The sequence below is a fragment of the Nostoc sp. genome (genome assembly GCF_041747015.1).
Taxonomy (GTDB): Bacteria; Cyanobacteriota; Cyanobacteriia; order Cyanobacteriales; family Nostocaceae; genus Nostoc.
Map to the genome: position 1 here is coordinate 27,887 of NZ_JBGTFY010000207.1, position 13,031 is coordinate 40,917.

Genomic DNA, 13,031 nt, shown 5'->3' on the forward strand with positions numbered 1-13,031 from the left:
TGTTCACGAATGATTTAGGATTACTATATATCAATACGCTTGGGTTAAGCAAAGCGCAACCTAACAAAGCCTGGGAAATGTTGGGTTTTGTTCCTCAACCCAACCTACGCAGTTTAAAGTTTTTGGCACGAACCCAAGCGTATTGCGCTATCTATGTGTTTTGCAATCTGAAATTAACGAAAACCCAAAATTTCGGAAATTGCCGTGACAATATCCAGATAAAAGTTGCCTTTTACTGCCCGGAACAACTCAAATTTGGAGTCAGGGGCACCAAAAAACGGTCTGAGAAACCATCCTAATTGCATACCAACAAAGGCATAAAGCAATAACCAGGATCTTAAAATAGTGGTACGAGTTTTTTTGCCCACTTCATCTTGTTGAGAAAGTAATTGCATTCCTTCATAAAGGAATTTAACACCAAAGATGCCTGTGATGCCAAAAATTAATACATTCAACAGTTTAAAAAATTGATAAGAGTCGGGTGTAGTAATGAGAAAAAATAGCGTAACTGGTGCCAAGCTGAATAAAAGCACACTAATTACCGATACAGATGTGAGCAACACAACAAAATGTTGTTGAATACTGCTCCGGGAACCAAACAAAACATTAAAAAAGAACAACGTTGGGAAACAAATGATCAGTGTTAATAAATAAAATGCTGGAAGTTTGATAGCACCGGATAATGCTTGTGCCCAACTGTGGGCTGCACCGATAATCGCGCCGTAGAGGGCAAAGAAAATAGAACTAGTTACGAATAGAGAACTGATTTTATTTTGTAATCTTATTCCCTGACGAATTTCTTCTAAAAATGACTGGCGATCGCGCAATAAGTTAACCAAAACACCAAATTGTTGAATCCCGACATTTTGCTTTTTCAGCATAATTTTATGTGTTGGATATTTTGTTGAATTACTAATTACTAATTAACGAATTCCCAAGAGATAGCCAATAGATTTAATGACACTTAAATAGAAATTGCCTTCTCTTTCGCGGAACAATTCAAAGACAGAACCAGGTGTGCCAAAAAATGGTCTGAGAGTCCATCCTAACTGACTGCCTACGAAAGCGTAGAGAAATAGCCAAAATTGTAAAATCTTCTGGCGTGTCTTGCTACCTTCGTTATCTTGTTCTAAAACTAAACTCGTAGCTTGATATAAAGACGAAACACCAATAAATCCAGTCAAGGCAAAGACAAATACATTTAACAGAATTAAAAATTGGTAATTATTAGTAGTAATCAAGAAAAACAGTGTAATTGGTGCAAAGCTAAATAAAAGTACACTGGTGATTGAAACCGCAGTTAATACTAATGCTAGATGCTGTCCAAAAGTGCGTTTTGAACCAAAAATAATGTTAGCAAAAAACAACGTCGGGATACAAATCAAAAGTGTGATTAAATAAAGGGCTGGGAGTTTAATGGCAGAAGATAAAGCTTGCATCCAGCTATGATATGCCCCAATGATTGCGCCATAAGCAGCGAGAAATAAGGAACTACAAACTAGCAGAGAAATGATTTTAGTTGGTAATCGTGTACCTTGACGAACTTCTTCTAGAAAACCTGGGCGATCGCGCAGAAAACCAATCAGTACTGCAAAGTATTTGATTCCTACAGATTTCCGTTCAATCATGTTATCCTCACACAGATATTATTTAAGTTTCATCTGAGTAATCACCGCCAGAACCATACTTCCAAGCATCAATCAAACGATGCCAGTAATATTGTTGTTCATTTGGTTGATTCTTAATCCATGTTTCTAGCATTGGACTCAACCAAAACAAGGCAGTATATACACCTAAATTACTGTAATGCACCATCCAATCTAACAAACTTCCTAAACCTACTTGCGGAATTATCTTAGCAACTAATATCGGATGAGATAAACCAGTTTTTAACAATGTTTGCGTTAGTGCCGAAAACTGTACTATATCCTGTAAAAATGGTTTTAGCACTGGGGTACCCAACTGTTGCATTTCCTGAAATACTGCCGAGAGTAGTTGGTTAATTTGATCTGGAGCAATTTTCTGATTTACACCAACACTCATCGCCCTTTGAAACAACCAGGTAACAGTCAAACTGGGCTGATAGGGTTGCAGCAATACCATCGCTTTTGCAGATAATTGTTCTGTTTCTAGCGCTTCGTAAATGCCATAAGTTAAACGCTTCAAATGACGCACCATTGCTCCAAAACCACCAAAACTTAAGGGAGATTGATTACCACTGCTATCACCCACTGGTAGAATGCGATTCCAAGGGGTTTTTAGGGGACTTTGGCGATAGGTGGGAAAGAAGCCAAATAGCGATCGCTGAAATTTCAATTTGCTCAATTCCACTCCCTGATATTCTGGTAAAAGACGCAGGTATTCATCAAACAGAGCTTCTAAACTCAAGCGTTGAGGATGTGCATCCATGTAAGTAAACAAGTAAGTGGTTCTGCCATCCCTGGCTGGAAACGCTTCCCAGAAGTACTGGCATTGATTCTGCAAAGATGTAAATGATAACAACAAGTCGCCTGAGTTATTTTCCGGAAAACCTTGGGCGCAACTTCCCACAACTAAGCACAGCGCGTCTGGTTTTTTGCCTTGGCGTGCTTGTTGGGTAATGGGTGAAAGATGTCCCATTGCGTCGATTAATAACCGAGTTTTGAATTGGTTATTTACCATCACCCCATCTGGATGAACCATCGCTTCAGTAAAGGGTGTGTTTTCTAACAACTTTCCACCTGTGGCGAGAAATCGGTTTTTCAAGGTAGCCAGTAGATAAACTGGATCTACGCCGATATTCAAGACATCCTCTACCCAAACTTGTGTACCACCATTAAAACTAACTCGCGCTGGGTTATATTTAGTGGCGATCGCACTTAATAATTCCTCTTCTGTTAGCAACTTCAATTCCACAAACACATCTAATTCTTTACGCGAAATATTCCACTCTTGTTCTCTCCCCCGCAAAATTCCCCGTTCCATCAACGCCACCCGTAGCCCCTTCACAGCTAAGGCGCAACCAATTAAAATGCCCAAAGTGCCACCGCAGATAATTACATCGAAGTCTACGACACCTAAAGGCTGTTGATTTTCTTTAACTAACGTTGGGATAGGTGCGGTGTTTTCGCGCAGAGATGATAAAATGCGATCGCTTTGACGCAACCCTCCTAAAACATCGCCGGGTAATTGGGAAAGAATTTCTTCAGTTAAAGACATTTTGGAAAAATTTAACTCTACATTCCAAAATTACCTGAGAATGAAGAAAGTAGCTGAATAAAAAGACCTCTCCCTGGTTTTAACTACGTAAAACCGTCCCTCTCCGAGTCGGAGAGGGTGTATAGACAAGTCTGAAATAGTTGATTAACCAGCGTTTTACCCCACCCTAACCCTCCCCTTGTAAAGGGGAGGGAACTAGATTTCTTTTCCCCCCTTTACAAGGGGGGATTAAGGGGGGTAATTCGACTTTTGTATAGTCGGAAAGGGAGAGAATTGAGCTTTAATTTAAGGCTAGGAGAGGTTTGTCTAACTCACGTTAAATTATCCCAAACCGAATAGTTTTGCGATCGCAGGTAATAATTTATTAGTCGCTTCAACTAGCGAAGCGATCGCAGGTAAACCAGAAAATAGCCCTTTCAACATGGTGATTGCATTTTTTGCAGTCTTTTGCTTAGTCGATTCTTGAGGATTTTTACCTGCTTCTGCTAAAGCTTCTACCTGTAACAATGCATCAGCTTTGTCTGTTTCCGGCAAATCTGAGGACTGTGAAATTACTTCGTGCAACTGCGTCAACAATTCTTTAATGCCGGGTTTCTCGGCATCGGTTGCATCAGGCAACTGATTCAGGGCAATATTTACATTACCGCTGATGGTTCCCAGATTAGCAACAGAACCACCGCCAGCGATACCGCTGACATTACTGCTGCCTTGAATATTGATGCCACTGATATCTGACATGATGGTATTTCCTTGTGTATAAGATTTAGGCTGCTGGAGTGCAGTTGTGATCATATTTTTTAAATCACTAATATAACTATCTTTTTCTATAAGCAATAATTGCTGACTCTGCGATAAAACTTTGAGTTGATTATAGTCATCAAAATATTCTCCACTCAGTTGAGATTTATCGCTACCTGCGGCGGTTTTGGCTCTGAGCAAGATTTTATCATCGCCGCGTTTCTCCATTGCCACGATTTCTAACTCGGCTTCTGGATGGTTTTCGGTAAGGTTTTTGAAGGCAATAGCGATCGCACGAGGGTCAACGCCTTGATTATGGTATAAGTCGAGGGTGTCAAAAATTGGCTGGATAAAGTCGGCAAAGTCGCCGTCTACAAATACCTCTTGTTTATTATCTGGTTTGCGGAGAGGATCGGGGTCTTCTTTTGTCGGTAAGCGCATGAAGACATATTCACACCTCACCCCATGTAATTTAGTTGTATTTGTAATCCCCCAATCTTCGATGTAGGCTCCGGTGAGGGTTGCACCTGTTAAATCTGTGCCGTCTAGTTGCGTTTGCTTTAACTTTGCTCTTGATAAATTGGCATCTTGTAAATTAGCTTCATTCAGATCAGTACCAATAAAGCTGGCATCGGCTAGGTTAGCTGCTTGTAAGTTGACACCGCGCAGATTTTGACGGTCAAAGTTTTTATCCTGTCTTTGTCTAGTAACTAATAATTGCCGTACTTGGGGATTTTGAAGATAAGTCCAACCAGGACGAACAAGATCAAGCATTTTTACCTGATGCCAACACGTACAAGTGAGGATAGCATTTTGGAAATCTGTACTTTTGACAGTAGCTTGGGTAAAATCAGCGTTGGTTAAGTCAGCGCCATAAAAGCTAGTGCCTTTGATTGCAGCAAAGAAAATTGCTCTTTTAATAATCCAAGCATACTTTTGCTCATTTGCTAAAGCTTGCAGACTAATATCAACACCTAATGTCCCTCCGATTATTAGTACTGCCATTGCTCCAAACAAATTTCCAAAATTATTATTTACAAATATGGTTCCAATATTTGCCCAAGCAACAATTATGATTGCTGCGCCAAAGACAGTTCCAAATACAGCGCTAAATTCATTCCTACTTTCCTCATTGGACTTATCCCAAGGCATCTTGCCTAACACAGCACTAAATGCAGTACCACACACAGCACTAAATGTTGCTTCAAATATAGTGCCTGCTGCTGCCCAGGCGATGGATACAGCTACCCAAGCCACACTTTGAGTTATTGAGTATGTTATGTATCTTGGTCTTTGTATAGTTGTCAACCAAAGCCAAGCAGCTGTTGCAATCACAATCAAACTCAAAGCAACTAATCCACCATCTGCTAAACCCTGTCGTTTGGTAATAATAGAGATAATTAAAAGTGTGATCAAAATAATCACAACGGATGACAAATGTGGAATTTTTACTGCTACTAGAGTCCCTCCTCCAAGAACACCAGCTAACGAAGCAAAGAATGCCAATAGTGTAGAAAGTATTAACGAGCTTATTGCCAAACCCGTTACCCACCGATATTGTAGTCCCGCTTTTACTCCAGTGAAGTTTGCCCCTTTCAAATTAGCATTGGTAAAGTTTGCCCCTTGGATGTCGGCATAGCTAAAGTTTGCACCCGCAAGGTCTTGTCTATCTTTGAAGTTGCGTCCTCGGAGATTTTGACCGGAGAAGTCTAAAGCCATGTTGCACTTTACGAAGGTGAGCAAATTTTACTACACGTTTACCCCTGTAAATTCAGGAATAGTTAGATATATTTGTTAGTCGAGCCTCGGAAGGTCAACATCAAGCCTCGGAAGGTCAACGTCGAGCCTCGGAAGGTCAACGTCGAGCCTCGGAAGGTCAACATTGAGCCTCAGAAGGTCAACGTCGAGCCTCAGAAGGTCAACGTCGAGCCTCAGAAGGTCAACGTTGAGGTTCAAAAGGTCAACGTTGAAGTTCAAAAGCTGATTTTTGCACTTTTATACTAAAAGCGACTTACAGCTATTTTCAGGTAAATAGACCACAGCTTTTCGATCCCCCCTAACCCCCCTTAAAAAAGGGGGAACTAGAATCTTGTGCCCCCTTTTTAAGGGGGTTGGGGGATCTAAAACGACGATAAATTCTAGTGTTTGAGCTTAAGTTGACACGTATGAGCAATGCTAAACCCTTACGACAGATGTGGTTTAAATACATGAAAACTATTGATAGCCCATCGTAGCGATGTATATCGGTAAGTGTGTATTGTGTTTCTCAAGTATTAATGTAGATATAGGCACAACACAATAACTTGCATTACAGGAAATACTAATGAGCCGCTCAAAAATAGTTGCCGTGATTACAGGTGCGATTTCTGTGATTTTAGCGATCGCCTACCTGATCTTAGTCCAACTCCTAGACTACCGCGATATGAAACCCGCCCCGATCAGCCAAGTTGCCTCACCACCTGCCATTGCTATCTCTTGCTGGCAGGTTGACAAAAGCACACAAATATAGATTATATTTAGTCGATTTGTAGAGACGCAATCAATTGCGTCTCTTGTCATTTAGAGCAATTGATAAAACTAATGATAACTATTGATTCATCCCTGACTCAATGTATAGATAAAAATTAATCGTTACTATTCGTTGCTCGAATAGTTGATTACATAAGAATTAATTAGAGCAATAATCTCAAATTTATCTAGTAAAGTAATTCCATTTTGCTTGATATAAAGGTAAGCTGTTTGTAACAAAAATCAGCAAAGACAAATTTACATTATCTGCGGCAGCTACGCGCGTCGTAGACATCGCAGGGTTAACTGGGATCAACGCAAGTTAATTTAAAACCCAGAATTTTTGATGAAAATCTAGAGGTAAATTGATGGCTCAGTTTCTACTTGAGACTGTTTGGCTAGTTCCTTGCTATGCCTTAATAGGTGGCTTGTTAGCCGTGCCTTGGTCGCCGGGGATCATTCGTCACACAGGGCCAAGACCGGCGGGTTATGTCAATTTGATCATGACATTGTTGGCGTTTGTGCATAGTGCCATCGCTTTACAAGCAACTTGGAATCAGCCACCCCAACAAGTGTTTATTCCTTGGCTGTCTACGGCTGGTTTAGACCTCACCATTGCTTTAGAAATTTCCTCGATTAGTGTCGGCGCTTTAGTTGTGATTAGTGGCTTGAATTTCCTGGCGCAGATATTTGCGATCGGCTACATGGAAATGGATTGGGGTTGGGGACGCTTCTATTCTTTGTTGGGATTATTTGAAGCAGGATTATGCGCCCTTGCTTTATGTAATAACTTGTTTTTCAGTTATATAATTCTGGAAATCCTAACTTTAGGAACCTACCTGTTAGTTGGCTTATGGTTTAGTCAGCCGTTGGTAGTCACGGGTGCGAGAGATGCTTTTCTAACCAAGCGGGTGGGAGACTTATTCTTGCTGATGGGTGTATTGGCACTATGGCCTTTAGCTGGAACTTGGAATTATCCAGAACTAGCTGAGTGGGCGACTACTGCAAATGTTAACCCGACAACAATGGCACTTGTGGGTTTAGCTTTAATTGCTGGCCCGATGGGCAAATGCGCCCAATTTCCTCTGCACCTATGGCTAGATGAAGCGATGGAAGGCCCGGTTCCTAGTACAATTTTGCGGAACTCGGTAGTAGTCGCTAGTGGTGCGTGGGTGCTGATTAAACTGCAACCTGTGTTAAGCCTGTCGCCCATAGTTTCCTCTGCAATGGTGGCAATTGGTGCGGTGACAGCCGTGGGTGCTTCTTTAATTGCGATCGCCCAAATTGACGTTAAACGCTGTCAATCCTATTCTGTCAGTGCATACATGGGCTTAGTGTTCATTGCTGTCGGAGTGCAGCAAAACGAAGCAGCACTGTTGTTAGTACTCACCAATGCCATATCCGCAGCGCTATTAGTCATGAGTACTGGGGGAATTATCTGGAATAGCATCACCCAAGATGTTACCCAATTAGGCGGACTGTGGACACGCCGCCCGATTTCAGGAATAGCATTTATCGTCGGGACTTTAGGGTTAATTGGTTTTCCACCCTTGGGTAGCTTTTGGGCACTGATAAAGTTAGCCGATGGGTTGTGGGAAACGCAACCTTGGTTAGTGGGAATAGTGATAACGGTAAATGCTTTGACAGCCGTGAGTTTAACCAGAGAATTTGGTTTAATTTTTGGTGGTAAACCTAAACAGATGAGTGAGCGATCGCCTGAAGCTCATTGGCCGATGATTTTACCGATGATGATTTTACTTGGTTTTACCCTGCATCTGCCGTTAGTGTTACAAAGCTTATCACTTTTACCCGATTGGGCAACTCTAAATAAAGATGTCGTACTACTGTTAATTTGGTCGAGTATTTTTGGTTGCAGCATTACTGGCGTGATTTATTTAGGCAATATTCCTAAACCGATTCGCCTACCTTGGAAAGGTTTGCAAGACTTATTTGCATACGACTTTTACACTCCCAAACTGTATCGGATGACCATTATTTTCAGCGTTGCCAAAATTTCCCAACTTGCCGATATGATTGACCGCTTTGTGGTTGATGGCATCGTTAATTTAGTTGGTTTATTTTCCCTATTAGGTGGCGAGACTCTCAAATATAGCACTTCTGGACAACCCCAGTTTTATACCTTAACTGTTCTTTTAGGAGTAAGCGTTTTAGGAATCTGGGTAACTTGGCCATTTTGGGGAGTGCAGTTTTTAGATGTGATTTTCCAAATCTCGACAATCAGGTAGTTAGTGACCGTTTTAGTGCAAACTGACAGTTTAATATTGTAAGGATAATTCAATGAGCATACAACATACCCAGTTAAATCTTTCTAGAAGAAGTTTACTCAAGTTTGGTGCAGGTGCGATTGGTACAGGGGTAGTGACAGCAGGGCTTGGCTCAAACTTACTTGCAGCCGAAAAAGCGCCAGCAGAAGATGAAATTACCCCCGATAAAGCATTACAAGAATTACTAGATGGTAATGACAGATTCGTGAAAAGAAAACGTCGCAACGGCAACCAAACCTATTCACGTTTAGTTGAAATAGCCAAAGGTCAAAAACCATTTGCTTCGATTTTAGGGTGTGCAGATTCACGAGTTCCTTCAGAGATTGTCTTTGACCAAGGACTTGGAGATTTATTTGTCTGTCGCGTAGCTGGTAATATTGCTACACCAGAAGAAATTGGTAGCCTAGAATTTGGCAGCTTAGTGTTAGGCTCTAAGGTGATCATGGTAGTTGGACATGAAAGATGTGGTGCGGTAGATGCGGCAATCAAAGGTGCTCAAGTACCAGGGCAAATTGGTAGTTTACTTGAGGCGATTAAACCAAGTGTAGAAAGCTCAAAAGATCAATCAGGAGACAAGCTAGAAAATGCCTGTAAAGCAAATATTTTGTCGCAAGTTAGAAAGTTGAAATCATCGCCAGTTTTATCTAAGTTAATAGATGAAGAAAAACTGACAATAGCCGGTGGTTACTATGATTTAGATACTGGCAGAATCAGTAGAGTAGGCTAGCTTTTTAAATCTCGTTCCCAGTCGAAGACTAGGAACGAGGAACAAGGATAAAGCACAAAGGACAAAATTACCATGTTAAGTGTTTTGATTTGGCTGCCGATTTTTGCCGCTATTTTCATAGTATTATTACCTGTAAGTCTTCCTAAGAATCGCATTCGTTTAACAGCATTATGGTTTTCTGGGATAGTTTTTGTCTGGAACCTTTTTATCCTGATGAAATTTGATATCAGCAATCCTGGGATGCAATTTCAAGAATATCTTCCCTGGAATGAAACTCTCGGTTTGAGTTATCAATTAGGGGCTGATGGGCTTTCTATATTGATGGTGGTATTAAATAGCCTGCTAACTTGGATTGCTATCTACAGCAGCAGTAGCCAAACTGAACGCCCCCGGCTGTTTTACTCGATGATTTTATTAGTTAGTGGTGGGGTAGCAGGTGCTTTTCTAGCAGAGAATTTGCTGCTATTCTTCCTATTTTACGAACTAGAATTAATCCCCTTTTATTTACTAATTTCCATTTGGGGAGGGGAAAAACGAGCTTATGCTGGGATGAAGTTCCTGATTTATACTGCTGTTTCGGGAGCATTAATTCTGGCAACATTCTTGGGTATGGTGTGGCTGAGTGGTTCTACCAATTTTGCTTTTGATGCAGTCTCTACAGAAAACTTGTCAACAGCAAAACAAATCCTTTTACTAGCAGGGATAGTATTAGGTTTTGGGATAAAAATTCCCTTAGTTCCCTTTCATACTTGGCTACCGGATGCTTATGTTGAAGCTTCAGCACCAATTGCCATTCTTCTCGGTGGTGTGTTGGCAAAGTTGGGAACCTATGGACTGTTGCGATTTGGCTTGGGTATGTTTCCCCATGCTTGGAGTATTATTGCTCCGACTTTGGCAATTTGGGGAGCAATCACCGCCCTCTATGGGGCTGTAATTGCGATCGCTCAAAAAGATATCAAGCGCATGGTAGCATACAGTTCTATCGGCCACATGGGCTACGTATTGCTAGCTAGTGCCGCCAGTACTCCTTTAGCACTCGTTGGTGCAGTCGCCCAAATGTTTAGCCACGGCATCATTTTGGCGATTCTCTTCCACTTGGTAGGAGTTGTAGAAGCTAAAGTCGGCACTCGTGAGTTAGATAAACTCAATGGCTTAATGAGTCCCATACGCGGTTTACCTCTAATTAGTGCCCTACTGGTTTTAGGTGGTATGGCTAGTGCAGGTATTCCCGGTTTAACAGGATTCATCGCCGAATTTATCGTTTTTCAAGGTAGTTTCTCTGTCTTTCCTATCTCAACAATTTTGTGTGTAGTAGCTAGTGGTTTAACCGCAGTTTATTTTGTCATCCTCCTCAACCGTACTTGTTTTGGCAGACTCGATAATTTAGCCTACTATCCCAAAGTCCTATGGTCTGAAAAAATGCCAGCTTTAATTTTGGCAGCTTTTATCATCTTTTTAGGAGTACAACCCGTTTGGTTAGTGCGTTGGAGTGAATCTACAACTACAACAATGGTGGCTGCAATTCCCTCCTTGGAAAAAAACGTAATCTCTGAAGTAGCGCTGAAATAGAAAATAGACCGAAACACTTGTAGAGACGGCGATTTATCGCGTCTCAAAATCTATCCCCCAGACGCGAGTTATCGCGTCTCTACCCATTTCTAATTACCATGACAGCAATTAAAACAGCAATTAAATTACCTCCTTCAAATCATGAATTTGCTGAAGTAATTCACCGTCTAGAAGCAGGTGGCGCAATGTTACCTGATACTCCAGAAAACTTGATGCAAATTATCGGTTTATACAAAGCTTATGCTGTACCAATGGATTTTTATTGGCGTGACCTGCTTTATATTGCCGAACGCGAATTTTTAAACCCGTTACCCTTCTTTAAATACTTCTTACCTAAAGAGTATTTAGAATTGCATAATCATTATGCTGGCGATGATGCCGATTTACGAATTTGGCGCGGCGAAGCTACAGCCCATCCAGAACTTTTGGCATTTATCGAGAAGGGTGAAACTTTTAAAATGCCGAAATTGTTGCACCACTTGTTCCACGATCGCATTAACATGGAATTTGCTGAAGCTTGTATGCGGGCGATGTTGTGGCACAGAGGGATGGGTGGGCAATTTGACCCTTACCTAGATTCAGAAGAATACAAAGCCAACGCCGACCGGGCAATTAAAGCTTACTTCCAACGCAACCCCGTAATGCTGGGACTTTACAAGCTGTTCCCCGATATGTTTTTAGAACAGTGCCGCCAGATGTCATACTACGCTAATCTGGGCTTATTCTGGGAAGTCATGGCCCCGGTATTCTTTGAAATGTCTGACCGCTATGACGAAGGCACGATTACCAGCGTCCCAGAGGCGATGAGTTTCTTAGTTAATGGTATATTTGCGATCGCAGGTCGTCCCATTTACCATCACGTTTATATTCGTGGCGAATGTTACGAAATTGTCTCCAAATCCAAGGGTTTCACATGGCTATATGAAGCCGCATTACCTTATGTAGAAGCTGTTTTCTACCGCACTGCACCCTTCCGAGGAACAAAATCTTATAATGCTCAAGCGCGTCAAGTACCAGAAGACCAGAAAGACTTTCACTATGGCATTCTTTACGCTGATGTATTTCCAGTGGGTACGGCTGGCATTCCTCCCACTTTGTTAATGCAAGATATGTTGCATTTTTTGCCCCCTTATCTTATTGATTACTACAGCCAACATTGCCGGGGTGAAGAAGATATGTTGATTCAATTGGGTGTTAGTTTTCAACGCTCAATGTACTGTGTAACTTCTGCGGTGATTCAAGCCTTACGAACTGCTCTTTTATATCCTTTAGATGACCAAAATCCCAAACATTTACAAGCCAATCGAGATTTTTTTGAAATGCAGCTAAATCGCTTTACTCGTCCTGAATATAACATTCGTGATGCTGCTCGTTTGGGGAGTATTCAAAAGCAAGATTATAGATAAGATATTCCCCAAGTGCCAGGGCAAACGCATCTTGTCAACAAGAAACTCTCAATGTCAATAAATCTCAAAATAATCGCATTAATTCCCGCTTATTGACAAGATTTTAAGCGATGCCTTAACCCCTGAAAAACCAATCAAACAATAAATTCTTGTTCTGCCGTTAATACACTAATTAAGGTTTTTGTCAAGACTAATTAAGATGCGTTTGCCCTGGCAAATCAATCTTACCAGTTCCCAACAGTGGGAATATCTGCTCGTGAGATCCTTCCCTTACCTCAACCGTGTAGCCAAGTTCCAACACCATCTGAATCAAAGCTGCTTTGACTTGATAGAACGACAAGCCAACCTGTCCCATTACTACTGTGCGTCGGAACCTACTGTTAGTCTGATCCCAGCTTTTGCTAAGGACTATGCCACTCATGGGAAGTGTAGACGCGCTTAGCACTGGATCAGCCCTATCAGCTATATTTTTGCAGGCTCAATACTTCTGTACACCTTATAAGAATGTACGTCCTGTGAGATTTCCTTACCAACACTTTCTATTTTTTGCCGCAGGACGGTGGCTTCGGTGTCTTGAGTAAATGCCTGCCATGCCTCTTC

General features: G+C 41.5%; 11 protein-coding genes. 5 read left to right on the top strand and 6 right to left on the bottom strand.

What is annotated here, in order from left to right:
- Nucleotides 1-173: 173 nt before the first annotated feature.
- The 5 genes from ACEW80_RS17200 to ACEW80_RS17220 form a co-directional block, all read right to left on the bottom strand.
- The gene (locus ACEW80_RS17200; RefSeq protein ID WP_373527756.1) at nucleotides 174-881 is read right to left on the bottom strand and encodes an actin-binding WH2 domain-containing protein; all 708 of its coding nucleotides are present in this window, start codon (nucleotides 879-881) and stop codon (nucleotides 174-176) included.
- A 42-nt stretch (nucleotides 882-923) separates the two neighbouring features.
- Entirely contained in the window at nucleotides 924-1,628 is a 705-nt protein-coding gene (locus ACEW80_RS17205) for an actin-binding WH2 domain-containing protein (RefSeq protein WP_373527757.1), read from the bottom strand.
- Nucleotides 1,629-1,650: 22 nt separating this feature from the next.
- Nucleotides 1,651-3,198, bottom strand: coding sequence for an FAD-binding oxidoreductase (locus tag ACEW80_RS17210; protein ID WP_373527758.1), 1,548 nt, complete (start codon nucleotides 3,196-3,198; stop codon nucleotides 1,651-1,653).
- A gap of 321 nt (nucleotides 3,199-3,519) precedes the next feature.
- Complete coding sequence (locus ACEW80_RS17215) at nucleotides 3,520-5,655, bottom strand: pentapeptide repeat-containing protein (RefSeq protein WP_373527759.1); 2,136 nt, start codon at nucleotides 5,653-5,655, stop codon at nucleotides 3,520-3,522.
- A 75-nt stretch (nucleotides 5,656-5,730) separates the two neighbouring features.
- On the bottom strand, nucleotides 5,731-5,913 hold the full coding sequence (locus tag ACEW80_RS17220) for a hypothetical protein (protein ID WP_373527760.1): 183 nt from the start codon (nucleotides 5,911-5,913) through the stop codon (nucleotides 5,731-5,733).
- 346 nt (nucleotides 5,914-6,259) lie between these two features.
- Here ACEW80_RS17220 and ACEW80_RS17225 point away from each other — a divergent pair, with 346 nt between their 5' ends.
- From ACEW80_RS17225 to ACEW80_RS17245, 5 genes are all read left to right on the top strand, one after another.
- Nucleotides 6,260-6,445, top strand: a complete 186-nt coding sequence (locus ACEW80_RS17225) for a hypothetical protein (protein WP_373527761.1) — start codon at nucleotides 6,260-6,262, stop codon at nucleotides 6,443-6,445.
- Between the two features lie 367 nt (nucleotides 6,446-6,812).
- Entirely contained in the window at nucleotides 6,813-8,690 is a 1,878-nt protein-coding gene (locus ACEW80_RS17230) for an NAD(P)H-quinone oxidoreductase subunit F (protein WP_373527762.1), read from the top strand.
- A 52-nt stretch (nucleotides 8,691-8,742) separates the two neighbouring features.
- Nucleotides 8,743-9,456, top strand: a complete 714-nt coding sequence (locus tag ACEW80_RS17235) for a carbonic anhydrase (protein WP_373527763.1) — start codon at nucleotides 8,743-8,745, stop codon at nucleotides 9,454-9,456.
- Between the two features lie 72 nt (nucleotides 9,457-9,528).
- A complete protein-coding gene (locus ACEW80_RS17240) occupies nucleotides 9,529-11,025 on the top strand; it encodes an NADH-quinone oxidoreductase subunit M (RefSeq protein WP_373527764.1) in 1,497 nt (498 codons plus the stop codon).
- Between the two features lie 98 nt (nucleotides 11,026-11,123).
- Nucleotides 11,124-12,431 carry a CO2 hydration protein gene (locus ACEW80_RS17245; RefSeq protein ID WP_373527765.1) on the top strand — a complete coding sequence of 436 codons (1,308 nt, stop codon included), beginning with the start codon at nucleotides 11,124-11,126 and terminating at the stop codon, nucleotides 12,429-12,431.
- 190 nt (nucleotides 12,432-12,621) lie between these two features.
- Here the strand turns inward: ACEW80_RS17245 and ACEW80_RS17250 are convergent, their stop codons facing one another.
- The gene (locus ACEW80_RS17250) at nucleotides 12,622-12,876 is read right to left on the bottom strand and encodes a hypothetical protein (RefSeq protein ID WP_373527766.1); all 255 of its coding nucleotides are present in this window, start codon (nucleotides 12,874-12,876) and stop codon (nucleotides 12,622-12,624) included.
- Nucleotides 12,877-13,031: the final 155 nt, after the last annotated feature.

Bases quoted from the DNA above. Each gene is read 5' to 3' on its own strand.
- ACEW80_RS17200 (WP_373527756.1), bottom strand. From the start codon at position 881: ATGCTGAAAAAGCAAAATGTCGGGATTCAACAATTTGGTGTTTTGGTT.
- ACEW80_RS17205 (WP_373527757.1), bottom strand. From the start codon at position 1,628: ATGATTGAACGGAAATCTGTAGGAATCAAATACTTTGCAGTACTGATT.
- ACEW80_RS17210 (WP_373527758.1), bottom strand. From the start codon at position 3,198: ATGTCTTTAACTGAAGAAATTCTTTCCCAATTACCCGGCGATGTTTTA.
- ACEW80_RS17215 (WP_373527759.1), bottom strand. From the start codon at position 5,655: ATGGCTTTAGACTTCTCCGGTCAAAATCTCCGAGGACGCAACTTCAAA.
- ACEW80_RS17225 (WP_373527761.1), top strand. From the start codon at position 6,260: ATGAGCCGCTCAAAAATAGTTGCCGTGATTACAGGTGCGATTTCTGTG.
- ACEW80_RS17230 (WP_373527762.1), top strand. From the start codon at position 6,813: ATGGCTCAGTTTCTACTTGAGACTGTTTGGCTAGTTCCTTGCTATGCC.
- ACEW80_RS17235 (WP_373527763.1), top strand. From the start codon at position 8,743: ATGAGCATACAACATACCCAGTTAAATCTTTCTAGAAGAAGTTTACTC.
- ACEW80_RS17240 (WP_373527764.1), top strand. From the start codon at position 9,529: ATGTTAAGTGTTTTGATTTGGCTGCCGATTTTTGCCGCTATTTTCATA.
- ACEW80_RS17245 (WP_373527765.1), top strand. From the start codon at position 11,124: ATGACAGCAATTAAAACAGCAATTAAATTACCTCCTTCAAATCATGAA.